This window comes from Streptomyces sp. NPDC020597, assembly GCF_044335095.1.
GTDB lineage: Bacteria > Actinomycetota > Actinomycetes > Streptomycetales > Streptomycetaceae > Streptomyces.
In genome coordinates this window covers 43,493-65,015 of sequence record NZ_JBIRUL010000004.1, presented here as the reverse complement: position 1 = coordinate 65,015, position 21,523 = coordinate 43,493, and the positions used below count along the sequence as shown (strand labels likewise).

At 73.5% G+C, this 21,523-nt stretch carries 21 protein-coding genes; 5 read left to right on the top strand and 16 right to left on the bottom strand.

What is annotated here, in order from left to right:
- Window positions 1–69 precede the first annotated feature (69 nt).
- On the bottom strand, window positions 70–408 hold the full coding sequence (locus ACH4ZA_RS08900) for a MerR family transcriptional regulator (RefSeq protein WP_319275913.1): 339 nt from the start codon (window positions 406–408) through the stop codon (window positions 70–72).
- A 349-nt stretch (window positions 409–757) separates the two neighbouring features.
- On the opposite strand from ACH4ZA_RS08900, the gene ACH4ZA_RS08895 reads away from it, so the two are divergent.
- Window positions 758–1,129, top strand: coding sequence for a hypothetical protein (locus tag ACH4ZA_RS08895; RefSeq protein WP_319275912.1), 372 nt, complete (start codon window positions 758–760; stop codon window positions 1,127–1,129).
- 69 nt (window positions 1,130–1,198) lie between these two features.
- Here ACH4ZA_RS08895 and ACH4ZA_RS08890 read toward each other — a convergent pair whose 3' ends face one another.
- The 3 genes from ACH4ZA_RS08890 to ACH4ZA_RS08880 form a co-directional block, all read right to left on the bottom strand.
- Window positions 1,199–1,579 carry a CBS domain-containing protein gene (locus ACH4ZA_RS08890; protein ID WP_398428625.1) on the bottom strand — a complete coding sequence of 127 codons (381 nt, stop codon included), beginning with the start codon at window positions 1,577–1,579 and terminating at the stop codon, window positions 1,199–1,201.
- Between the two features lie 107 nt (window positions 1,580–1,686).
- Window positions 1,687–3,162: a DEAD/DEAH box helicase gene (locus ACH4ZA_RS08885; RefSeq protein WP_398428623.1), complete on the bottom strand. Its 1,476-nt coding sequence runs from the start codon at window positions 3,160–3,162 to the stop codon at window positions 1,687–1,689.
- Window positions 3,163–3,339: 177 nt separating this feature from the next.
- On the bottom strand, window positions 3,340–3,543 hold the full coding sequence (locus ACH4ZA_RS08880; RefSeq protein ID WP_057577987.1) for a cold-shock protein: 204 nt from the start codon (window positions 3,541–3,543) through the stop codon (window positions 3,340–3,342).
- Window positions 3,544–4,189: 646 nt separating this feature from the next.
- Between ACH4ZA_RS08880 and ACH4ZA_RS08875 the strand changes: the two genes are divergently transcribed.
- Window positions 4,190–5,575: a phosphatase PAP2 family protein gene (locus ACH4ZA_RS08875; protein WP_319275910.1), complete on the top strand. Its 1,386-nt coding sequence runs from the start codon at window positions 4,190–4,192 to the stop codon at window positions 5,573–5,575.
- 85 nt (window positions 5,576–5,660) lie between these two features.
- Here the strand turns inward: ACH4ZA_RS08875 and ACH4ZA_RS08870 are convergent, their stop codons facing one another.
- Together ACH4ZA_RS08870 and ACH4ZA_RS08865 are read right to left on the bottom strand one after the other, a co-directional pair.
- Window positions 5,661–6,488, bottom strand: coding sequence for an MBL fold metallo-hydrolase (locus ACH4ZA_RS08870; RefSeq protein WP_319275909.1), 828 nt, complete (start codon window positions 6,486–6,488; stop codon window positions 5,661–5,663).
- A 246-nt stretch (window positions 6,489–6,734) separates the two neighbouring features.
- Window positions 6,735–8,207, bottom strand: a complete 1,473-nt coding sequence (locus ACH4ZA_RS08865) for an MFS transporter (protein WP_398428620.1) — start codon at window positions 8,205–8,207, stop codon at window positions 6,735–6,737.
- A gap of 141 nt (window positions 8,208–8,348) precedes the next feature.
- Between ACH4ZA_RS08865 and ACH4ZA_RS08860 the strand changes: the two genes are divergently transcribed.
- Window positions 8,349–9,305 (top strand): LysR family transcriptional regulator, encoded by a 957-nt coding sequence (locus ACH4ZA_RS08860; protein ID WP_398428619.1) that lies wholly within the window; start codon window positions 8,349–8,351, stop codon window positions 9,303–9,305.
- Between the two features lie 79 nt (window positions 9,306–9,384).
- Here the strand turns inward: ACH4ZA_RS08860 and ACH4ZA_RS08855 are convergent, their stop codons facing one another.
- The 3 genes from ACH4ZA_RS08855 to ACH4ZA_RS08845 form a co-directional block, all read right to left on the bottom strand.
- A complete protein-coding gene (locus ACH4ZA_RS08855) occupies window positions 9,385–10,191 on the bottom strand; it encodes an AfsR/SARP family transcriptional regulator (RefSeq protein ID WP_319275906.1) in 807 nt (268 codons plus the stop codon).
- A 269-nt stretch (window positions 10,192–10,460) separates the two neighbouring features.
- Window positions 10,461–11,636 (bottom strand): transposase, encoded by a 1,176-nt coding sequence (locus ACH4ZA_RS08850; RefSeq protein ID WP_319275905.1) that lies wholly within the window; start codon window positions 11,634–11,636, stop codon window positions 10,461–10,463.
- Between the two features lie 357 nt (window positions 11,637–11,993).
- Complete coding sequence (locus ACH4ZA_RS08845) at window positions 11,994–12,614, bottom strand: TetR family transcriptional regulator (RefSeq protein WP_319275904.1); 621 nt, start codon at window positions 12,612–12,614, stop codon at window positions 11,994–11,996.
- A gap of 182 nt (window positions 12,615–12,796) precedes the next feature.
- On the opposite strand from ACH4ZA_RS08845, the gene ACH4ZA_RS08840 reads away from it, so the two are divergent.
- Window positions 12,797–13,567 carry a glucose 1-dehydrogenase gene (locus ACH4ZA_RS08840; RefSeq protein WP_319275903.1) on the top strand — a complete coding sequence of 257 codons (771 nt, stop codon included), beginning with the start codon at window positions 12,797–12,799 and terminating at the stop codon, window positions 13,565–13,567.
- Between the two features lie 54 nt (window positions 13,568–13,621).
- On the opposite strand, the gene ACH4ZA_RS08835 is transcribed toward ACH4ZA_RS08840, so the two are convergent.
- On the bottom strand, window positions 13,622–14,386 hold the full coding sequence (locus ACH4ZA_RS08835; RefSeq protein ID WP_398428616.1) for an HAD family phosphatase: 765 nt from the start codon (window positions 14,384–14,386) through the stop codon (window positions 13,622–13,624).
- On the bottom strand, window positions 14,383–15,066 hold the full coding sequence (locus tag ACH4ZA_RS08830; RefSeq protein ID WP_398428615.1) for a ScbR family autoregulator-binding transcription factor: 684 nt from the start codon (window positions 15,064–15,066) through the stop codon (window positions 14,383–14,385). The genes ACH4ZA_RS08835 and ACH4ZA_RS08830 overlap by 4 nt, the downstream gene beginning before the upstream one ends.
- A 116-nt stretch (window positions 15,067–15,182) precedes the next feature.
- Between ACH4ZA_RS08830 and ACH4ZA_RS08825 the strand changes: the two genes are divergently transcribed.
- A complete protein-coding gene (locus ACH4ZA_RS08825) occupies window positions 15,183–16,115 on the top strand; it encodes a ScbA/BarX family gamma-butyrolactone biosynthesis protein (protein WP_398428613.1) in 933 nt (310 codons plus the stop codon).
- On the opposite strand, the gene ACH4ZA_RS08820 is transcribed toward ACH4ZA_RS08825, so the two are convergent.
- From ACH4ZA_RS08820 to ACH4ZA_RS08800, 5 genes are all read right to left on the bottom strand, one after another.
- Complete coding sequence (locus ACH4ZA_RS08820) at window positions 16,075–16,818, bottom strand: HAD family hydrolase (RefSeq protein WP_319275899.1); 744 nt, start codon at window positions 16,816–16,818, stop codon at window positions 16,075–16,077. The genes ACH4ZA_RS08825 and ACH4ZA_RS08820 overlap by 41 nt on opposite strands.
- 213 nt (window positions 16,819–17,031) lie before the next feature.
- A complete protein-coding gene (locus tag ACH4ZA_RS08815) occupies window positions 17,032–18,750 on the bottom strand; it encodes a 3-hydroxyacyl-CoA dehydrogenase family protein (RefSeq protein WP_398428612.1) in 1,719 nt (572 codons plus the stop codon).
- A gap of 191 nt (window positions 18,751–18,941) precedes the next feature.
- Complete coding sequence (locus ACH4ZA_RS08810) at window positions 18,942–19,913, bottom strand: aldo/keto reductase (protein ID WP_398428611.1); 972 nt, start codon at window positions 19,911–19,913, stop codon at window positions 18,942–18,944.
- Between the two features lie 56 nt (window positions 19,914–19,969).
- Window positions 19,970–21,214, bottom strand: coding sequence for a beta-ketoacyl-[acyl-carrier-protein] synthase family protein (locus tag ACH4ZA_RS08805; RefSeq protein WP_319275896.1), 1,245 nt, complete (start codon window positions 21,212–21,214; stop codon window positions 19,970–19,972).
- A complete protein-coding gene (locus ACH4ZA_RS08800; RefSeq protein ID WP_319275895.1) occupies window positions 21,211–21,474 on the bottom strand; it encodes a phosphopantetheine-binding protein in 264 nt (87 codons plus the stop codon). The genes ACH4ZA_RS08805 and ACH4ZA_RS08800 overlap by 4 nt, the downstream gene beginning before the upstream one ends.
- Between the last annotated feature and the right edge of the window lie 49 nt (window positions 21,475–21,523).

Here is a 21,523-nt window from a genome sequence, read left to right as displayed (position 1 = left end):
GAGCGGCTCCCCGGCGGGCGCCGCAGTGCTCCGGAGCGGGTGCCCTCTGGGCGGCCCGCGCCCGGGCGGTCAGTCGGTGGGGCCGGATCCCCGGTCCGCGGCCCGGTGGTGTTCGGCGTTGATGCGCTGGGCCTCCTCGAGCTGGTCCTCGAGGATGACGATGCGGCAGGCGGCCTCGATCGGCGTCCCCCGGTCGACGAGTTCCCGGGCGCGGGCGGCGATCCGCAGCTGGTAGCGGGAGTAGCGGCGATGTCCGCCCTCCGAGCGGAGCGGGGTGATCAGCCGAGCCTCACCGAGGGCTCGCAGGAACCCCGGGGTGGCTCCGATCATCTCGGCCGCCCGGCCCATCGTGTATGCGGGGTAGTCGTCGTCGTCCAGACGATCACCGAGAGGGTTGTCCGTTGTCATGTCACCTCGCTGTGCAACGCGTCGAGGGGCCCCGGCGCCGTACGGCACCAGGGCCCCGGGGGAAATTCAACACCATCTGTCGGTCCTGCCGCGGTGCCGACCTTCGGTTACCGCCGGTCGGCGGGCACGGGAGGTGCGGCGCGCCGTCGCCGCGCGTCCCTCCCGCGGCGCCGCAGGAACCCCCTCGACCTGCGACAAGAGCTGTGGCGGGGGTGGCGGGCGCGGTGGCGGCGGCCCCGTCCCGTCGCGCTCCGATCAGGAGCCGACCGGTGCCGGCCGTGCCGCCCGGTCCACGGGTGCTCGACCGTGGGGCGGTACGCGGAGCGGCGACTGCATAAAATGTGCTCTCATGTCGAACCCCGATGAGCTGCTCGTCGCCATCTCCGCCGCGGTGGAGTCCGAGCCGAGCAATCAGATGTCGCTGACCGTGGTCGTGGGCGGCGCCGTCATCACCGGCCGGCTGGCGCCGGAGGCCGTGTGGAGGGAGCGGGTGGCGGAGGTTCTCAAGGACTCCGACCGGCTGGGCCCGTTCTCCGAGATCTTCGCCCGTGACCCGCGGGAGGGCAGGAGCGGCGGCGAGGCGCCCACGCACCTGCACTTCCATCTGGCCCGCATCCTGCAGGGCAACCTGGGGATCCCCGAGGCGGGCGGCATGTACCGGGTCGCGATCAAGGATGTCGGCGCGTGGACCGTGGGCGACTTCAGCTACTTCGACCGGTGAGACGCCGGCCGCCGCCGCGTCCCGAGGGACGCGGCGGCGGCCGGCGGTCACGAAAGACCACGCACCGGGTCAGTGGGCGAGGGCGAGTCCGCCCGGTGTCCGGGTGTGCTCACCGGCGTCGCAGGGTCGGGCGCCCGAGCGGATCCCGCGCGATCGCGGCGAGCCGTCCAGGACGTCCCGCAGACGGATCCGGTCCGTGTACGCGGAGCTGCCGCGGAGGGCGGCGAGCCGGGCCAGGGTGACCACACCCGTGCTCTGGTCGTCCCCGTCGCACACGGTCAGGTACCCGACGCGTGCGCCCGCCATGACGGCGAGGGCGACCTCGACGGTCATGTCGTCACTGACCCGGGGGGTGTGCGCGTCGACGCCGTCCCCGATGGCCGTGGTCAGGGCCGCGGTCGCGGGGGCGGGGTGCGCGGTGGTGCGGTACTGCGTCTGAGCCGGCGTCAAAGATGCCTCCTGCGGTGAGGGTTCGGGTTCCTGCGCGGGGGAGTGCCGTGGGTACGCCGGGGCCCGGGGAGGCGGTGCTCTCCCCGGGCCCCGGCGCGGAACGGGTCTCAGGCCGCCGAGTCGAGGTCGGGCCGGCCCGGCGTCCGGCGGCGGACCGCCGTGACGACCGGCCGGCTCTGGCCGGCACGGCCCCGGCGGCCCCGGGCGGGCGACGACGTGCGGCGGCGGCGTTCCACGGCCGGCGCGGTGATGACGACGGGGACGCCGGACGGGGTCCGTGCCCCGGTGATGCGGCTCAGCTCCGCCTCGCCCGACCGGACCGGGGTGACGCGCGCGTCGATGCCGGCGTCGGCCATCAGACGGGTCATACCGCGGCGCTGGTGGGGCAGGACGAGGGTGACGACGGTGCCGGACTCGCCGGCGCGGGCGGTGCGGCCGCCGCGGTGCAGGTAGTCCTTGTGGTCGCCGGGCGGGTCGACGTTGACGACGAGGTCGAGGTTGTCGACGTGGATGCCGCGGGCGGCGACGTTGGTGGCGACCAGCACCGTGACGTGCCCGTCCTTGAACTGGGCCAGGGTGCGGTTGCGCTGCGACTGGGACTTGCCGCCGTGCAGGGCTGCGGCGCGGACGCCGTTGCCGAGCAGATGGCCGGTCAGCCGGTCCACCGCGTGCTTGGTGTCCAGGAACATGATCACCTTGCCGTCCCGCGCGGCGATCTCGGTCGTCGCCCGGTTCTTGTCCGCGTCGTGGACGTGCAGGACGTGGTGGTCCATCGTGGTCACCGCGCCGGCCGACGGGTCGACCGAGTGGACGACCGGGTCGGTCAGGTAGCGGCGGACCAGCAGGTCGACGTTGCGGTCCAGGGTCGCCGAGAACAGCAGCCGCTGCCCCTCGGGGCGTACCTGGTCGAGCAGGGCGGTGACCTGCGGCATGAAGCCCATGTCGGTCATCTGGTCGGCCTCGTCGAGGACGGTGACGGCGACATGGTCCAGGTGGCAGTCACCGCGGTCGATGAGGTCCTTGAGGCGCCCGGGCGTGGCGACGACGACTTCGGCGCCGCCGCGCAGGGCGTGCGCCTGGCGGCCGATGGGCATGCCGCCGACGACGGTGGCGATGCGCAGGCGCACCGCGCGGGCGTAGGGGGTGAGGGCGTCGGTGACCTGCTGGGCCAGTTCCCGTGTCGGGACGAGGACGAGGGCCAGGGGCCGGCGGGGTTCGGCGCGCTGTCCGGCGGTGCGGGCGAGCAGGGCGAGGCCGAAGGCGAGGGTCTTGCCGGAGCCGGTGCGGCCACGGCCCAGGACGTCCCGGCCGGCCAGCGAGTTCGGCAGCGTCGCCCCCTGGATCGGGAACGGCACGCTCACGCCTTCCTGGCCGAGTGCGGCCAACAACGGCTGAGGCAGCGCGAGTTCGGCGAACGACTCGACGGCCGGCAGCGCGGGCGTGATCGTCTTCGGCAACGCGAACTCGGCCGACGCGGCCGGCCGGTTTCCGTGGCCGTGGGAGCGGCGCGAAACACCGGAACGGCCGGTGGCGCGGCTTCCTCCGGGGCGGCCGTATGCGCGGTTCGTGCGGTCGCGATTCATGCGGATCTCCTCGATGTGGGCACGTATCAAGGGATTTCCGCAGCAAAGTGAACGGCGCTGAAAATCGCGAGAACGAGCCGGTGATGACAGGGCGGAATTGCCCTGGAAAACAAAACGAGCTGGGGCCCGCACCCCCAGGTGCGGGCCCCAGCTGCGAAGAACGAGTCTGCGCCGGTGTCAGGCGATGACGATGTTCTCGGCCGTCGGGCCCTTCTGGCCCTGCGCGATGTCGAACGACACCTTCTGGCCCTCGAGCAGCTCACGGAAGCCCTGGGCAGAGATGTTGGAGTAGTGGGCGAAGACGTCGGCGCCGCCGCCGTCCTGCTCGATGAAGCCGAAGCCCTTTTCGGCGTTGAACCACTTCACGGTTCCGGTGGCCATGATGTTTCTCCTTCGGAGACGGTGTCAGGAATACGCCTTGTGCGGATTCCGTGTCGCCGTGATGATCAGCCGTCGGACAAACCTTCTGGCAACCACACCTGCAACTGACAACGACAGTAGCACGTCGTGATCGGCCCTGTGCGGCGAATAACTTCGGGCCGTTCGCGGCCCCAGAAATGCTCCACGGGCGCAGCGGCCATTTCTCATTTCGCAAAAACAGATATTGCTCTCCCGCCCCGTGACGTTGCGGGGGTGGGGGCAGGGGCGGGGGCGGGGGTGCCGTGCGAGGCCGTATCCGTGTGTAGGCCGGCCGGTCGGGCAGTGTGCCGTGGATGGACACGGAGTGGACGGCGCCGCCCGGCTGCACGGGAGGGCCCGGGCCCGTCCCATGACCTTCTCGGGAGTCTCGCCGGAGCCTCGTCCGGGACCGGCGTCGCCGCGCCCCGGTCGGCCGTCGGCGACCGGCAGCGTGATCGAAATGACGACCGAGCCACATTCCGGGGAATCCCGCACAGCGCTCCGATAACATGTTCGAACTCGTGACGAAAGCCCCTCCTTGTCCGTCCTGTGGGGAAGGGCCCGCCATCCGGCACGCGAAGTACCTGTTCAGCCCGCATCTCACACACTGGTCAGACAATTGATATCTATGCCAACACGGGTGTTCTCGCGAACAGCGGGTCCGAAGGCCGTCCTGTGGGCGGCGGCCGGTGCGGCGGCGCTCGGGCTGTTCGTCACGCTGGAGTTCGTCGCGCGTCACTACGGTCTGCCGGGGCCGATCACCAGTCAGGCGCGCGAGGTGATATTCCCGCCCAAATCGGGTGGCCTGCTGTACGCCAGCATGGCGTTGATGCTGGTGGTGGTGGACTGGCGGCAACGGTTCATCGCGGTCGGCGCCGCGATCGGCATCGACCTCGGCTTCCTGCTGGTCCGGTGGGCGGCCGGCATCGAGGTGACGGAGGGCCACCCCTTCGGCAACGGGGCGCTGTGGGTGACCATCGGCTGCGCGGTCGTCGCCCTCACCCGCCGCACCGGCCGTGACCGCGCCCTGCTGCTGAAGGGCGCCGGGCTGGCCCTGCTGCTGATGGCCGGCCGCAAGACCGGGGACACCTGGCTGCTCATCACCTCCACGACCCGCCCGATGGTGCTCGACCAGTACGTCGCGATCGCCGATCACGCGCTGGGCAACCCGTCGTGGCTCGTGGGCCGGGCCGTCACCGCCACCGGCGCGATCGGCTTCAACGTCCTCGACTTCGTCTACGGGCAACTGCCGGTGGCCGCGGTGCTCGTGGCGCTGTACCAACTCCGCAACGTGGCGGCCGAGCGCCGCTTTCCGCGTCACCATCTCGTGCGCACGTTCCTGGCGATCGGGCTCCTCGGCCCCGGCATCTACATGATCTTCCCGGTGGTCGGGCCGATCTTCGCCTACGGCGACGGCTCCGAGCACTGGACCGCGGTCAGCCTGTGGCAGGAGTCGCACCCCAGCGTGCAGTGGGCGGTGGCCGACCTGTGGCCGACGACGCCGCCGCCGATCGGCCCCCCGCACCCGATGCCGTTCGACGGCGTCACCCCGCGCAACTGCATGCCCAGCCTGCACACGGCATGGGCCACCGCGATCTTCATCCACACCCGCAAGGGCCCGCGGACGCTGCGCTGGGCCGGTGCGTTCTGGCTGGTCGCCACGCTCGCCGCGACGCTGGGATTCGGCTTCCACTACGGCGCGGACATCCTCGCCGGCGTGGTGTTCACGCTGACGATCGAGGGAGCCCTGCGCGCCCACGACCGCGGCTGGGCGCAGTCGGGCGTCCGGCTGGTCGCGTACGGCACGACGGTCTTCGCCGCGCTCCTGCTGTCGTACCGCTACCTGCCGTTGGAGATGGCCGGGCATCCCTGGTTCTACGGACCGCTTCTCGTGCTGGCGACGGGCTCCGTCGTCTACGCGTATCTGCGGACCACCGCGGCGTGGGAGCCGAAGCCGGTGCTGCCCCGGCAGGCAGAACCGCAGGAGCACGCCTCCGCCGTGAAGCCGCTGTAGTCCGGGCCGTCGGCATGCCGGCCTGTGCTCGACATGCCGGCCGGTGCTCGGCGTGCCGACGGCGCCCGGGTCCGGGGCCCCGAGGTCACAGCGGGTGCCAGACCGCGCTGTCGCCCTGCGGCCGTACCCGGCCGAAGACGACGTCCGCGAAGTGGATGCCGAAGCCGAGGGTGTCCGGGCGCAGGAGCTCGGCGATCAGGGCGCGGCGGTGCCGCTCGGACCCCGCGGGGTCGGCGTCGGAGACCGCGGACCACTCGGGGTGCCGTACCTGGAGCGAGGACAGCAGGGCGTCGCCGAAGGCGAGCAGACGCGCGCCGTGCGAGGCGATGACGAAGCCGGTGTGCCCGGCGGTGCGGCCGGGCAGATCCAGGGCGCGGACCCCGGGAAACACCTCCTCCCCGGGAAGCACCGGCCTCGTCCGGGGTCCGAGGGCCGTGAGCGCGGGGTCGCGGTGGTCCCACTCCGCCTTGGGGATCAGGAAGGTCGCCCGGCCGAACAGGGGCGGGTCGACGCAGGCCCAGCCGACGTGGTCGGGGTGCAGGTGGGTGAAGGCCACCGACTCGATGTCGTCGGGCGAGCGCCCGAGCAGGGCCAGGTTGCCGGGCAGCGACCCGCCGTGCACCGCGCCCCGGTCGGGGTGAGCGGGGTCCTCCGGCACCGCGCGCGGACCGAACCCGGCGTCGATGAGCAGGGCCCGGCCGCCGTGCTCGACGAGCAGGCCGCCGGTGTTGGCGACGAGGCGGCGCGTGTCGTTGAGATAGGCGCCGTACCTGCTCCATTGCCGGTCGACGGCCGCCGGCGGAATGCCGGCCGGCTTCAGCAGCATCGCCCCGTCGGGCACATAGCTGACCTTCAGCTCCCCCACGCGCAGGGTGCGCACGGCGGAGGGCCTGCGCAGGCGGCTGTCGTTCACGGGACATCTCCTCGCGGGCGGCGCCGACGCCCGCGAGGCCCGGACCCGGGCGCGGGTCCGGACACGGGGCGGCTCGAGCCGGGGTGGGTCGGACCGGCGGGCTGGGCGGATACGCAGGCGGCGCGACCGTCCGCCGTGGGGCGGGGGACGGCCGCGCCGGGTGCGCGGACGGGTTCCGGCGGGCGGTGCCGGCGGGACGTGCCGACGCCGGCCCCGCGACTGCGGGGTGGTCCAAGCGACGGGCCCCTAGACCGTGGTCCGCTTGCGCAGTACGACGCCGACGAGCAGGGCGCCGGCGAGGGCGACGACGCCGGCGGTGACCATGCCCGCGTGCAGTCCGCCCAGGATGTCCGCGGGGGACGGGGCGGCGCCCGACGAGAGGGCGTTGGTGCGGGCGGCGGCGATCGCGCTCAGACCCGAGACGCCGATCGCGGCCACGTACTGCGGCAGCTGCGACAGCCCGCCGACGACGCCCTGGTCCTCCTCGGTGACTCCGGTCGTCATCACGGTGATGAAGGAGACGACGCTGAAGACGTGGCCGAGGCCCATCACGGAGGAGGTGACCAGCAGGGCGGCCAGATTGACGTCCTGGGGCAGGGCGAACATGGCCACCGTGCCGAGGCCCTGGATGAGCAGGCCCGCGGCCAGCACCTTCACCCCGCCGAACCGGCCGAGCAGGCGGGCGACGTACATGCCGCCGAGCGTGGCGGCGGCGCCCTCGCCGAGGTAGCTCAGACCGGCCTGAAGGGCGGTGAAGCCCAGCACGTCCTGCATGTACAGGCTCAGCAGCACGGTGGTGCCGGCGCACATGCCGAAGGTGACGACGCCGAACAGCCCCGACCACTTCACGGACGGCCGGTTCAGCACCGACAGCGGCACCAGCGGCTCCGGGTGACGCCGCTCGACCAGCAGGAACGCGACCAGCAGCACCAGGCCGCCGACGATCGGGCCGAGCGCGGCGGGCTGCGTCCAGCCCTCGTCGCCGCCGGTGGAGATGCCGTAGACCAGGCCGAACAGGCCGAGCGTGGCCAGGATCGCGCCGGGGATGTCCATCCGGCGGGCGGCGCCGGACTCGTGGATCGCCGGCAGGGCCAGCGCGCCGGCGAGCGCCAGCGCTCCCATCACGCACAGCGCGACCATGGTCCAGCGCCAGCTGAAGCCGTTGGTGATGACACCGCCGCCGAGCGCGCCGAACACGAAGCCGAGCGACATGACGGCGCCGTTGAGGCCCAGGGCGCGGGCGCGCTTGGGGCCCTCCTGGAAGTAGCCGGTCATCAGGGCGATGGCGGACGGGGCGATCATCGCCGCGGCGGTGCCCTGGCCGATGCGGGCGGCGATGAGCATGCCGGGGCTGTTCGCGAGGGCGGCGCCGAGGGAGAACAGGGTGAAGACGGCGACGCCGAGGGTGAACAGGCGCTTACGGCCGATCAGGTCGGCGACCCTGGCGAACAGGGGCAGCAGGCTCGCCGACGGCAGCAGGCTGGCGGTGGCCACCCACTGCAGGGTGCCCGCGGAGGAGAAGCCGAGGGCGCTGCCGATGTCGGGCAGCGCGACGGTGACGATGGAGAAGTCCAGGCCGCACATGAAGGTGGCGCAGCACAGGGTGATCAGCACCAGCCACTCGTGCGGGCCGAAGACGGAGCCGCCGGCGGCGGGTTCGGGCGGTGCGGCGGCCTCGCGTGCCGAGTGGACGGGGGGTGAGGATTCGGTGACGGCCATGAGGGGTCCTTCCTGGTGTCTCGCTGGCCGTTCCAGCTTCGAATCGGCGGACCTGCGCAACAAGGACGATCTGTGCAACGATCGATTCGCTGGGCTCATCGTTCGAGGTCGCAGGTGTGAGGGGGTGCGGGGGAACCGGTGATGGAACGCCAGGAGATCGAGATCTTCCTGACCCTCGCTGAGGAACTGCACTTCGGGAGGACCGCCGAGCGGGTGGGCGTCTCGCAGAGCAGGGTCAGTCAGACCATCGCCCGGCTGGAGCGCCGGATCGGCGCCAAGCTGTTCGACCGCACCAGCCGTCAGGTCGTCCTCACGCCCATCGGGGAACAGCTCGGCGGCGATCTCGCGCCCGCGTGGCGTGGGGTCGAGGAGGCGGTGGCCCGGGCCATGGCGGCCGGGCGGGGGATCACCGGCTCGCTGCGGATCGGCTTCTCCGGCGCGTTCACGGGCCATCTGCTGCACAGCATCGCCGAGGGGTTCGGACGCCGGTACCCGGGTGTGGACGTGCAGATCCGCCAGGTGCAGATCTCGGACCCGTACGGTCCGCTGCGCGCGGGGGACGTCGAGCTCCAGGTCACCGAACCCCCGCTGGCCGAGCCGGATCTGACGCTGGGTCCGGTGCTGGTCTCGCAGCCGAGGGTGCTGCTGATGTCGTCCGGGCATCCGTTCTCGAGGCGGGCGTCGGTGAGCATGGAGGATCTCGCCGAGGCGACGCTGCTGACGGTCGCCGGGAACGTGCCCACGCACTGGCTGGACCATCACTTCCCGCGGCAGACGCCGTCGGGGCGGCCCATCCCGCACGGGCAGGCCATGACGCACTGGGAGGACGCGCTCTCCCTGGTTCTCGCCGGCAAGGGCGTGACGCCGGTGGCGGCGGCCGGCGCGCACTACTACAGCCGTCCGGGCCTGGTCTTCAGGCCGTTCTCGGACGCCCCGGACATCGACTACGCCTTCGTCTGGCCCACCGGCCACGAGACGGCGCGGCTACGGGCGTTCGTCCAGGTGGCCATGGAGCGGGTACGCGCGGTGGGCGGCCCCTCGCGGGCGGTGGAGAGCCTGTGGACGGACGGGCGCCCGCGCGGGGAGCCTGGCGTCTGAGGCCGTCGGCCGGGCGCGCGGCGGCCGCAGGGACGGGCGCTCGGGGCCGGTCATCGGCCGTGTGCGCGGCTGTCGGGGGTCACTGCAGGCCTCCCGCGCCCGCCGCGGTGAGATAGCGCTGGTCGGGGCTGTCCTGGAGCATCACGTGGTGGAGCGTCGTGGTGGAGGGCGAGGGCGGGATGCCGAGGTCGTCGGTCATCCGGCGGTGCAGGGACTGGTAGACCTCCAGCGCGGCGGCACGTCGGCCCGAGGCGTAGAGCGCCCGCATCAGCTGGGTGTGCAGGTTCTCGTGGTACGGGTGTTCGTCCACCAGGGCGACGGCCTCCCCGACGGCCTCCTGGAAGCGCCGGCACAGCAGCAGCGCGTCGATCCGGGCCTCGCAGGCGGCGAGGTGCGCCTCGTTCAGCACCCGGGCCTGCACGGTGAGCCGGCTGCCGAGCCGGACGTTGCCGAAGGGCGCCCCGCGCCACACGGCCAGGGCCTCGCCGAGCATCTCGGCGGCGGCGTGCGGCTCGCGCTCGTCCAGCAGGCCGCGGGCCTCCAGGACCAGCCGCTCGAAACGGGGCCGGTCCCATTCGTCGGACCGCAGCCGCAGCACATAGCCGTTGCCGTCGGTGACCAGCCGGTGTTCGGCGATCTCACGGACGCCGGCGCCGGAGCCGGCCGCCAGCGCCTTGCGTATCGCCCCGATGTACGTCTGCAGGGCGGTGGTGGCGGTGCGGGGCGGCTCGCCGTCCCACACCTCGCTCAGCAGCGCCGGCACGGAGACGCGGTGGTTGGCCTTCGCCATGAGCAGGGCGAGCACCTGCCGTTGCTTGGGCGCGCTGGGCGTGACGTCACGCCCCTGCGCGCGGATGTCGATCGGTCCGAGGACACGGAACTCCACAGCCCCTCCTCAGGGTTGGGCGGCACCGCAATGCGGCGGACGGTGTGCGGGTGAGCGGTCGGCGGGAGCCCTGCGTCGCTGCGGGGTCCCTTGTTGCGGGTGTGGTGCGTGCGGTGTGGTGCGTGCGGTGCGGTGTGGCGCCCTGCGATGCGGGGCCGGATCGCCGGGAGGGGGGTCGGCCGGTCGCCCGGATCGCCGGGAGGGGGTCGGCCGGTCGCCCGGTCACCGTCGAGGGGGTACGCCGGCCGGCCGCTTTCCGCGTACGGAGGTCAGCCGTCCTCCGCGTACGGCGGCCGGCCGCGTCCTCCCCGGTGCGGCGGCGGGCCGCCGCACGGGGCGATGCACACCTCGTGCCCGAGCCTGCGGTGGGCCGAGGCGACGGAGACCAGCGTGGCGTGGCGGTGCCAGCCCGGGTAGGACCGGCCCGCGAAGTCGTGCAGGCCCAGTTCGGCCTCGGCGGCCCCGACCCGTGCGGCCGTGGCGGAGCCGATGACCGCGAGGGCCCGGGTGTGCCACGCCGGGGGCAGGTTGGTCAGCCAGACCCGGTCGGGCCGTGGGCGCGGGGTGGTCCAGACGCCGACCAGCAGGGCCGGCCGATGGTGCGCGGGCAGCAGCACCCGCAGGGCGCCGAACCGGGGCCGCCCGGGGGCGAGGGGGTCGGTGACGGAGGGACGGGCGTGCCGCCGCAGCAGGTCGTGCGCCGGCTCCGGGACCGTGTGCGGTGGGATCGTGTCGGCCGGGTGGGGGTCGGCGACCGGGGCGGGCGACAGGGGCAGGGTGTCGGGGACGGCCACGATCCAGTCCAGAGCGCGCGCGTCGAGGCCCTCGATCACGGCTGCGGCGTCGATGTGTCCGTCCGTGTGGACGACGACCGGCGGCATCTCGGGCGTGGTCCGCGCCAGTCGGTCCGCGAGGCCGAGGCACAGCTCGGTCGCGGTGGCGTGGCCGGTGTCCTGCGGGATGCGGGCCTGGTGCCGCAGCGCGGCGTCCTCGGTCCAGCGCCGGGGCAGGTACAGCCGCCAGTCCACGGAGAGGTCTCCGTGGTCGCCGGAGAGGAAGGCGCCCACGGCGAGCTGGCAGTTGACGGTGCGTCCGACGGCGGGGACGAAGCGCCGGTGAACGCCGGCCGCCAGGGCGCCCCGCTTGGGGATGACCACGGGGGAGAGCGTCCAGGCGCGCGGGGCGGAGTGCTCGGCGACCCAGCGGGCGAGTTCGGCGCGCACCGGACGCCACGGCCAGGCGCTGTCGTTGACGAACTGCTGCAGTGACTGGGCCGCCGTCGGGGACGGCGTCACCGAGGCCGCTATGCGGCGCAGGGACTTCTTGCCCTGGGTGGTCAGCAGACCCTTCAAGTAGACGCCGGCCCAACGCCGTTGGTCGGCGCGCGGCAGATGGGCGAAGAGCCGCTGGGCCGGCGGCGGAACGCGCTCGGTGGCCGGATGCATGGACGGACTCCTCTCTCCCGGTAGCCGCAAATATACAGAACATTCTCTATGTTTCTAGGTCCGATTCCGGCGCGCGGGCCGGGAGGGAGCCCCGCGGCGGCGTGCCCGGCGGGTCTGAGCTGCGGCTGGAGCGGGGCGCCGGGTCGCGGGCCGGGCGCGGAAAATTTCGTACGGGCGTCCGGGGCGCGATGCCCGTCCCGGTGGCGCGATACGGCCCGTGTGCGGAACGGCGCATTCAGTCATGGGGGTCGAGCGGTCATGGGGGTCGAGCGGTCATGGGAGTCGAGCAGTCATGGGAGTTGTGCGGTCTCGGGAGTCGAGTCGCGATCGGGTCGTCCGCCGGGCCCGGGGAAGGGCTCAGTCCTGGACCGGGCCGGCGGCGGCCGAGGGGGCCGCCGGCGTCAGCAGGGCGCCCAGCGCCTTGAGCGCCTGCGCCAGGCTCTCCTCGGGGCCGTCGCCGGTGGCCGTGCGCAGCGCGTCCGGGGCGGTGGTCGCGGCTTCGACGCCGAGCAGGATGTGGGAGAGCAGGGAGGCGGCCGCCACCGGGGTCAGTCCGCCGTCCAGACGCTCCTCGCGCCAGGCCCGCTCCAGCGCCGCCCGCAGGCCGGGAACCCATGAGTCGTACCAGCCGTGACCGTCGGCGTGCCCCTCCCGGGTGAGCCTGGCGGCGGCGCGGATGCTCGGTGTGCCGCGCATCGCGTCGGCCAGGGTCAGCACCTCGTCGAGGACGCCCCGCAGTCCCGGCGCGGCCTCGGCGCCCAGCATCACCTCGCGGGTGGCGGTCGTGCCGGCCTCCTGGACGGCGTCCGCCAGCGCCGACTTGCTGGGGAAGTGGAAGGTCAGCGCGCCCATGGTGACCCCGGCCGATCTGACGATCCGGTGCAGGGAGGTGCCGTCGTAACCGTGCTCGGCGAACTCGGCGGCCGCGGCCCTGACGATCCGCTGCCGGGTCTGCTCGGCCCTCTCCTGTCTCGCCACCTGTGTGCGCACCTCCTCCCGCCCCCGTGCGTCGCGGCCGGCCCGCGACCAGACCCACCATAGGTCAAGGAATTACCAAGAGATCGGGAAAAGCAGCAGCTCGGAACGTTCTTGGCAGGTTGGCCGGTAAGGGCTGCAAGAACCGGCTGACGGTCTGGCGGGCACCTGTTTGACTGAGTGCCATGATCGAACAACCGTACGTGATGAGCGACCGCGTCGTCATGATCACCGGAGCGTCGTCGGGCATCGGCGCCGCTGCGGCCAGGCTCTTCGCCGAGCACGGCGCGGCCGTCGTGCTGACGGCCCGCCGCCGGGAACAACTCGCCTCGGTGGCCGAGGAGATCGAGGCCAAGGGAGGCCGGGCGGCCTACGTTCCCGGGGACGTCCGCCGCGGCGAGGACGTCGAACGGGTCGTGGCGACCGCGGTGGAGCGCTTCGGCCGCCTGGACGCCGCCTTCAACAACGCCGGCTACGGCACGCTCGGCACCGAGCTGCACGAGATGTCGGACGACGACTACGACGCCGTCATGGACGTGAACGTCCGGGGCGTGTGGAACTGCATGCGCCATCAGATCCGCGCCATGCTCGGCACCGGCGGCGGCGCCATCGTGAACACCGCGAGCGTGGCCGGTCTCATCGCCACCGGCGTGGGCGCGCCCTACGTGGCCGCCAAGCACGCGGTGATCGGCCTGACCAAGGCGGCGGCCGCCTCGTACGGGGACCGGGGCATCCGGGTGAACGCCCTGGCCGTGGGCAGCACGCTCACCGAGATGATGGAATCGGCCATCGCGCAGATGCCCGGCGTGGAACAGACGTTCTTCGCGCGTGCCGTCCAGAAGCGGTTCGCCGCACCCGTCGAGGTGGCCCAGGCGGCACTGTGGCTGTGCAGCGACGCGTCGTCGTTCGTGACCGGCGCGACCGTCCCGGTGGACGGCGGCACGCTGGCCGTCTGAGCGTGCGGCGACCGGGAGGGATCGCGAGCCGGCGCGGCCCTCCCGGTCACGGCACTAGCGGGCGGTCGGCGCCGCGTCGACGGCCCCCGCCGGCCACAGCGTGCCGGCCGACGCCTCCTCGTCCACGGTGCGCAGCAGGGCGTCGTCGATCTCGTCGAGCCCGTCCACGAGATGACGTGCCCCGGCCTCGCGCATCAGCTCGGCCTGGTGGCTGTGCGCGAACCGGCTCGGCCGGCCGATGAACGGCGCCCCGAGGGCTCTCGCCGCCTCGGCGACCCGGGCCACGTCGTCGATGAAGAGCACCTGGCCGTGCTCCAGCCCGAAGTGCGCGGTGATCTCCCGCAGTCCGGGGCGCACGTCGTTGGTGCAGAGGTAGTGGGGCGGGGCGAACAGGCCGGCGTACGCACCGAGATGCTCGTCGAAGTGGGTCTTGGCCAGGCCGCCGTAGCAGACCACGTCGAGCCCGGCGGCGTTCAGCCGCCGCAGCAGCGCCTCGGCTCCCTCGGTGACCTCGACGGGGTGGTCGGCGAGGTGGGCGGCGCGCTCCTCGAAGTAGGCGGCCAGGGCCTCCTCGCCGGTCATCGGCTGCGGCACCGCCGCCGCCATGGCCCGCCCGGCGTCGGCCTGCCGCTGGGAGAAGACGCTGCGCTCGACGTCGGCCGAGTACACGCCGCCGCGGCGGGTGACGAACCGGTGGATGAGCGGGCTGAAGGTGTCCGCGAGCAGTACGCCGTCGATGTTGACGGCGGCGACTCGCAGACGGTGCAGACGGTGCGGACGGTGCGGGACGAGCGGGCGGTGCGGGCGGTCGGTCGTCATGCGGGTTCCTCCCCCAGGGCCGGCACGCTCACGGACGTCCACAGGGACAGAGCGCGCTCCTCGCTGTTCTCGATCCCGTCGAGAGCGGAGTCGGTGGCGATGCCGGGCAGCAGCAGGCGCCACATGTTCGCCGTGCGGCGCGGCAGGTCGGCCCGCCGGGAGACGACCTGCGCGTACTCCTGCATGCCGGTGCACGCGCCGACGACGAACTCGGCCAGCTCGTCGATGCGCACGTGGTCGCGCAACTCGCCCTGGGCGCGCGCCGCTTCGAGACATTCCTCGAAGCTGCGGGCCCACACCGCGTACGGCGTGGCGTCCTGCAGGCCGAAGGCGGCCTGCTCGCCGGTGAGCCGGACGCCGGCGCGCAGCATCGGGTCGGCCTGCAGCGAGTGCGACCAGATGAGGGTGATGTCCACCAGGCGCTGCAGGCCGGTGGTGGGCACATGCGGCTCGATCGTGCCGCGCTGGGCGTTCATCACCTCCATCGCGAGGTTCTGCTTGTCCTTGAAGTGGAAGTACAGGGCCCCCGCGGTCACCCCTGCGCGCTGCAGGATCTTGTTGATCCCGGCGCCGGCGTAGCCGTACTCGTCGAAGACCTCGGCGGCCGCCCTCAGCAGCTGCTCTCGGGTGTGAATCGCGCGCTCCTGTTTGGGCGCGCGATTCGTGTTCGCTCGTGCCATGGCGTCATCCCGGTCTCGACAAGAAAAAGAACGTCCTCTATGTTACTGGCCGTGGTGCGCCTCCGCCACCGTGCGGGGGCAGCGCATGTCGACGCTGGACAACTGGGGGGTTCCACATGAACGAGACGGTGACGGCTGCAGCGGTGTCGAGAGCGGTCCGGGTCGCGAAGGACCTCGTCCACAAGCACGACGGCGGCCAGGTGCTGCTCTCGGGGCTGAAGCGCCTGGCGGAGGACGAGTTCCTGGTCGCGGCGGACTGGACGGACGCGGGCCGCCTGGTGGCGCCCGGCGACCGGGGGGAGGGGAGCGCCGTCCTGCTCACGGAAACGATTCGGCAGACCTTTCCGCTGCTGTCGCACGCCGGGTACGACGTCCCGTTCGACCACCGTCTGCTGTGGAGCGAGTACCGCTACACCCTGGACCTCGGGATCCTGCGCGAGGAGGGCGTCGGCGGCCGGCCCGACCTGCACATCCGCTGCCACGACGTGGTCCGCCGCCGCGGCCGGGTCTGCGCCCTGTCCCTGGACCTCACCGTGCTGCGCGACGGCGAGCAGCTGGCCACCGCCCACACCCGGTTCACCATCCAGCCGCCCGCCGTCTACGACCGGCTGCGCGGCTCCCACGGGGACGCCCACCGCATGATGGAGCTGGCCCGCAGCCGTCCGCTGCCGCCGCCGGTCTCCGGCGCCGGCGAGGAGTTCCGGGACGTGGTGCTCTCACCCACCGACGCGCCGGACCGCTGGCAGCTGCGGATCGACACCCACCACCCGATGTACTTCGACCACCCCGCCGACCACGTCCCGGGCATCCTCCTGCTCGAGGCGGCCAAGCAGGCCGTGCGCACGGTGCGGCACCCCAGGGTCGGCCTCGCCGAGGCGATGGAGACCGTCTTCCACCGCTACGTCGAGCTCGACTCGCCCTGCCGGGTGGAAGCCCGTCATCTCCCCGACGACCAACTCGGCCGCGCACGCTTTCTGGTGACGATGCATCAGGAAGGCGAGCTGTGCTTCACGGCGCTGGTGTCGGTCGCCAAGGAGCCGGTCGGCTGACGTTCGCGTCCCGCCCGATCCCCGGCAGCGTGTCTCCGCCCACCCGGGCGACATGGGCGCCGAGCACCAGGTCGTCGCCGACGGCCACGGGCCGCCCCGCGGAGCGCAGGAGGTCGAGGTCGGAGGCGTGGTCGCCGTAGGCGGCGGCGTGCGTGGGGGACACCGCGCGCCGCCGCATCAGCGCGCGCGCCAGCCGGCCCTTCTCGACGCCGATGACCGGGCGTTCCACCAACCCAGTGCAGTAGCCGCCGACGTACTCGGGCTCGCTGCACAGGATCTCGTCGGCGCCGAGCAACTCCGCGACCGGCTCCAGACAGGGCCGGAACGAGCCCGACACCAGCACGATCAGCGCCCCCTGCGCCTGGTGCCGGCGCAGGGCGGACACCACCGGCTGGTGCAGCAGCGTGCCGCCGGCGAGCTCCGCCGCGAACCAGGCGCGGCCGTGCGAGAACAGTTCCTCGCGCGGCCGGTCCGCGAACAGGCGGTAGTACTCGCGGTTGGTGACCAGCCGTGAGACGCCCGCCGCCGACCTGCTCCGCAGCGCGCCCGCCGCTTCCTCGTAGGCCGACGGCGGCAGACCGCGCTCGCGGTAGTGGAACTCGAGGAAGCGGAACATGCTCTTGACGGTGATCAGCGTCTCGTCGACGTCGAAGAAGGCGATCTCGACGGGGTCGTCGTGCGGTGCGCCGGGGGCAGCGGACATGGAGTGGGCCTTTCGTACGGTGAGGGGGGGAGGGCGGTCGGCGCCGGTGCGGCGGCCTCGCGCCCGGGGGCGGCGGGCCGCCGCACCGACGGGACCGGTAGCGCACCCGGGAGGCGGCGGGCGGCGGGGCCGGACCGCGCACCGGAGGTGGTGGAGGGGCCCGGCCCGACCCCGGGGGTGGCGACCGGTCCGGGCCTGGCCCCGAAGGTGCGGTCAGACGGTCGCGGGCACCGGGGCCGCGGGCCGGGACGCCAGATACGTGCGGGCGCCCTTGCCGGGCGTCTTGCGGCCCAGGTGCCGCGCGGCCACCAGCTGCTCCAGCAGCGGGGCCGACCGCGGCGACCGGCAGCGCGGGTCGGCGTGGAGACGGCGCTGCACCTCCAGGGCCACATCGGCGCCGACCGTGTCGAGCAGCCGTACCGGACCCAGCGGCTGGCCCCCCACGCTGCGCGCGGCCGCGTCCAGCACGGCGGTCGTCGCGGCCTGCGCGTCCAGCAGTTCCAGGGCCTGGTTCAGATAGGGGAAGAGCAGCGCGTTGACGATGAAGCCGGCCCGGTCGCCGCACTGCACGGCCTGCTTGCCGAGCTGTTCGGCCACCGCGCGGGCACGGGCCAGGTTGTGCGCGCTGGTGCCCTTCGCCGGGACCAGCTCCACCAGGCGCATCACCGGGGCCGGGTTGAAGAAGTGCAGGCCCAGCACGTCCGCCGGCCGGCCCGCCGGCTCGGTGCAGTCGGCGACAGACAGGCTCGAGGTGGACGTGGCCAGCAGGGTGCGCGGCGCGCAGACCTCGCCCAGCTCGGCGAACAGCGCGCGCTTGACCTCCAGGTCCTCCGCCACGGCCTCGACGACGAGGTCCACCTCGGTCAGCACCGAGCGGTCCGCGGTCGCCGTGAGGCCGCTCCCCCCTGCCTCCTCGTCGGGGGCCGTGCGCTGCAGCGCGAACTGCACGCGCTCCGCGGCCGCCCGTGCCTTCTCCTCGGTCCTGGCCAGCAGCGTGGTGTCGAAGCCGCCGCGCACGAAGGACTCCGCCATGCCGGTGGCCATCGTCCCGGAACCGACGACCACGACCCGGCGTCCGGGCGGGGCGGTCGGCTCCGCCGGCCGGCCCCGCCCCGCGTCCCGGTCGTGGCGGTGGAAGCCGCGGCCCGTCTTGCGGCCGAGCGCCCCCCGGGCGATCAGCTCGTCGAGCACCGGGGCCGGCGCGGTGTGCCCGTCGGCCGTTTCGGCGAGGCGGGAGAGCAGGTCACGGGCCGTGTCCAGGCCGATCGCGTCGAGCACGGCCAGCGGACCCTCGCGCCAGCCGCAGCCGAGCCGCATCGCGGTGTCGACGTCCTCGGCGGTGGCGTACCCGTCGTGGACCATCCACGCGGCCCGGTTCAGCAGGCCGAGCAGCAGCCCCGGCGCGAGCGAGCCGGCCCGGTCGACGACCCGGTGCGCGGTGATCCCGGCCGCCGTGAGGACGCCTTCCACCCGCTCGGCGGCGGCGTCACCGGCGCGGGCGGCGCGGGCGACCTCCACGGCGTCGAGGTCGTCGGCGCGCAGGAAGCGCAGCGCGAACAGGTCCGGGCCGGCGGCCTCCTCGAGGTCGGCGAGGGGCGTGGTCAGCGCCGTCGTGATCACCGGGGTGCCCGGCCTCAGGTGCCGGCGCACCTTGGCCAGCACCAGCCGCTTCAGTGCCGCCGGTTCCGGCACCGCCTCGATGACCAGGTCGGCCGTGGCGACCCCGGCCGGAAAGCGGGTCACGGTACGGGGGCGCTCGGACGGGCTCAGGTCCCGGACGCGGCCCAGAGCCGCCGGGTCGTCGTCGACGCCGACGACGGTGAGCCCCGCGCGGGCCAGTCGGCGCACCAGGGCCAGTCCGGTGCCGCCCAGACCGACGACGGCGACGGTGTACGGAGACGGCGCGAGGGCGCCGTCCGGCTGATCGGGCATGGTGTGCTCCTGCTTGTCGAGGCGGTCGGGCGGTCGGGCGGTCGGCGGTCGGCGGGTCGAGGGTTGTCGAGGGCGGTGGAGGACGGTCGGAGACCGTCGGCGGGGTGCCGCGGGAGGGGCCGGTGCGACGGGCGTGACGGGCGTGACGGGCGTGCTGGGCGTCCGGCCCAGGGGGCGGGGCCGGTGCGCGGTCAGTAGCGGCTGCCGGTGGGGGCCGGCGCGGTGTCGAGGTCCCGCAGGTCCTGCGCGGTCAGGTGCAGGCCGGCCGCGTTCAGGTTGTCCGCCAGATAGCGGGGCTGCTTGGTGCCGGGGACGGGGACGACGTGGTCTCCCTGGGCGAGGGTCCAGGCCAGGGCGACCTGGGCGGCGGTCGCCCCGTGCCGGGCGGCGACCTTCTCCACCGTGTGCGTGATGCGCAGGTTGGCGGTGAACGCCGCCCCCGTGAAACGGGGGTTGGCGGCGCGGAAGTCGCCGGCCTCGAAGTCGTCCGGCCGGGTGTAGCGGCCGGTGAGGAATCCCCGGCCCAGCGGGGCGAACGGCACGAAGGCGGCGCCGTGCGCGGCGCACCAGCCGGAGATCCCGGCGCCCGGTACGAGCGGTTCGCGGGTCCACAGCGACAGTTCGGACTGCACCGCCGCCACCGGATGGACGCGGTGGGCCGCGTCGGCCTGCTCCCGGGTCACCTCCGACAGCCCGAGGTGGCGCACCTTGCCCGCGCGCACCAGCTCGGACAGCGCGCCCCACGACTCCTCCAGCGGTACGGCGGGGTCGACGCGATGCAGGTAGTACAGGTCGATCACGTCGACGCCGAGCCGCCGCAAGGAGGCGTCGGCCGAACGGCGGATGTGCTCGGGGGAACCGTCGCGGCTCAGGGCGCGGGTGGCCAGGTCGTCCACGACGATGCCGGTCTTGGTCGCCACCACCGCGTCGCCACGGCGTCCGGCGAGGGCACGCCCGACGAGGGTCTCGTTGTGGCCCTCGCCGTAGGCGTCGGCCGTGTCCAGCAGGACCGGACCGGCGTCCAGGGCCTGCCGGATCACCGCGACCGACACCGTGTCGTCGCGCTGGGACTCGGCATAGCCCCAGCTCATTCCCATGCACCCGAGTCCGACGGGACGGACGTCGAATCCGGTCGGACCGAGGCTGCGCGTGCTCAAGGACATGTTCCTTCCTGTGAGAGGGACGGGGCCGGGGCCGGGGTGCGGGCACCCCGGCCCCGTCAGGCCGCGGCGGTGAGGACCAGGGCGGCGTTGTGCCCCCCGAACCCCAGGGACGTGCTCGCGGCGACGCTCATCCGCCGGTGCCGCGCCGCGCCGGTCACGACGTCGATGTCGACGTCGATCGCCGGGTCCAGCGACCGCACGTTCGCGGTGGGCGGCACGGCGCCGTGGTACAGCGCCAGTGCCGTGTACGCCGCCTCGACGGCGCCCGCCGCGGCGAGGGTGTGGCCGGTGACGCCCTTGGTGGAGGAGACTGCCGCGCGGTCACCGAGCACCGAGTGCAGGGCCCGGGCCTCCGTGAGGTCGTTCATCGGGGTGGAGGTGCCGTGCGCGTTGACGTGCTCCACTTCGTCGGGGAGCACTCCGGCGTCGTCCAGGGCGGCCCGCAGCGCCCGGGCCAGGCCCTCGCCCCGCGGGTGCGGGGCGGTGGCGTGGTGCGCGTCGGACGTGGCGCTGAAACCGGCGATGTCCGCGTAGCGCCGGGCGCCCCGGGCGGTGGCGTCCGCGCACCGCTCCAGCACCAGGATCGCCGCGCCCTCGCCGGCCACGAAGCCGTCCCGGTCCGCCGCGAACGGCCGTGAGGCCGCGCCCGGTTCGTCGGTACGGCCCGACAACGCACCCATTCGGGACAGCCCGTTGAGCGTGCCGGGGCTGATCGCCGACTCGGTGCCGCCGGCCAGGACGACGTCGCACAGTCCGGACAGCAGCCATTCGCGGGCCGTGCCGATCGCGGACGCCCCCGACGCGCACGCGGTCGCGGTGACCAGGCTGGGACCGTGGATGCGCAGGTCCATGGCGACGTATCCGGCGACCATGTTGACCATGCTCATGGGGATCATCAGCGCGGACACGTCCTCGGGGGTGCCCTCGGAGTAGGTGCGCAGCTGCTTCTCCAGGGTGGCCGCGCCGCCCAGCGAGTTGCCGATGACCACGCCGACCCGGGTGCAGTCCCAGGACCCGGTGTCCAGACCGGAGTCGGCGACCGCCTGCCGGGCGCCGACCACGGCGAGCTGGGTGAAGCGGTCCAGCTTCCAGGCGGTGCGCCGGCCCAGCTCGGCCGTCGGGTCGAAGCCGGGAACCCGGCACGAGATGTCGACCTTCTCGCCCTTCAGCTCGGGGTCGGTGGCCCCAGCGGAGACGCCGGACAGCACGCGCCGCCAGTTCTCCGCCACCCCGATGCCGGCCGGGGTGATCAGGCCCATGCCGGTGACCGCGACGCCGCGGCCCCGGGCGACGCCGCTCATGCCTGATCCGCCTTCGCGCGGATCACGTTGACGGCCTCGTCCAGGGTGAAGGCCGACTTCAGCTCGCCCTCCTGGAGGACGATGCCCATCTCCTTGCGCAGGATCAGGCTCAGCTCCACGAGGATCAGGGAGTCGATCTCCAGCTCGTCGAAGGTGGCGCCGGAGAGCAGTTCCGCCTCGTCGAGGCCGAACTTCTCGCTGATCAGGACGGAGACGCGGTGCTTGAGGGACTCCTGGACCTGGATGACGGGAGTGCTCATGGTGGTTTCCTCTCGTGATTCTTTTTCTCGGTGGTGTCGGTGGTGTCGG

Excerpts from the sequence above, each read along its gene's own strand:
- ACH4ZA_RS08900 (WP_319275913.1), bottom strand. The coding sequence starts at position 408 with ATGACAACGGACAACCCTCTCGGTGATCGTCTGGACGACGACGACTAC.
- ACH4ZA_RS08895 (WP_319275912.1), top strand. The coding sequence starts at position 758 with ATGTCGAACCCCGATGAGCTGCTCGTCGCCATCTCCGCCGCGGTGGAG.
- ACH4ZA_RS08885 (WP_398428623.1), bottom strand. The coding sequence starts at position 3,162 with ATGAATCGCGACCGCACGAACCGCGCATACGGCCGCCCCGGAGGAAGC.
- ACH4ZA_RS08880 (WP_057577987.1), bottom strand. The coding sequence starts at position 3,543 with ATGGCCACCGGAACCGTGAAGTGGTTCAACGCCGAAAAGGGCTTCGGC.
- ACH4ZA_RS08875 (WP_319275910.1), top strand. The coding sequence starts at position 4,190 with ATGCCAACACGGGTGTTCTCGCGAACAGCGGGTCCGAAGGCCGTCCTG.
- ACH4ZA_RS08865 (WP_398428620.1), bottom strand. The coding sequence starts at position 8,207 with ATGGCCGTCACCGAATCCTCACCCCCCGTCCACTCGGCACGCGAGGCC.
- ACH4ZA_RS08860 (WP_398428619.1), top strand. The coding sequence starts at position 8,349 with ATGGAACGCCAGGAGATCGAGATCTTCCTGACCCTCGCTGAGGAACTG.
- ACH4ZA_RS08850 (WP_319275905.1), bottom strand. The coding sequence starts at position 11,636 with ATGCATCCGGCCACCGAGCGCGTTCCGCCGCCGGCCCAGCGGCTCTTC.
- ACH4ZA_RS08840 (WP_319275903.1), top strand. The coding sequence starts at position 12,797 with ATGATCGAACAACCGTACGTGATGAGCGACCGCGTCGTCATGATCACC.
- ACH4ZA_RS08835 (WP_398428616.1), bottom strand. The coding sequence starts at position 14,386 with ATGACGACCGACCGCCCGCACCGCCCGCTCGTCCCGCACCGTCCGCAC.
- ACH4ZA_RS08830 (WP_398428615.1), bottom strand. The coding sequence starts at position 15,066 with ATGGCACGAGCGAACACGAATCGCGCGCCCAAACAGGAGCGCGCGATT.
- ACH4ZA_RS08825 (WP_398428613.1), top strand. The coding sequence starts at position 15,183 with ATGAACGAGACGGTGACGGCTGCAGCGGTGTCGAGAGCGGTCCGGGTC.
- ACH4ZA_RS08820 (WP_319275899.1), bottom strand. The coding sequence starts at position 16,818 with ATGTCCGCTGCCCCCGGCGCACCGCACGACGACCCCGTCGAGATCGCC.
- ACH4ZA_RS08815 (WP_398428612.1), bottom strand. The coding sequence starts at position 18,750 with ATGCCCGATCAGCCGGACGGCGCCCTCGCGCCGTCTCCGTACACCGTC.
- ACH4ZA_RS08810 (WP_398428611.1), bottom strand. The coding sequence starts at position 19,913 with ATGTCCTTGAGCACGCGCAGCCTCGGTCCGACCGGATTCGACGTCCGT.
- ACH4ZA_RS08805 (WP_319275896.1), bottom strand. The coding sequence starts at position 21,214 with ATGAGCGGCGTCGCCCGGGGCCGCGGCGTCGCGGTCACCGGCATGGGC.
- ACH4ZA_RS08800 (WP_319275895.1), bottom strand. The coding sequence starts at position 21,474 with ATGAGCACTCCCGTCATCCAGGTCCAGGAGTCCCTCAAGCACCGCGTC.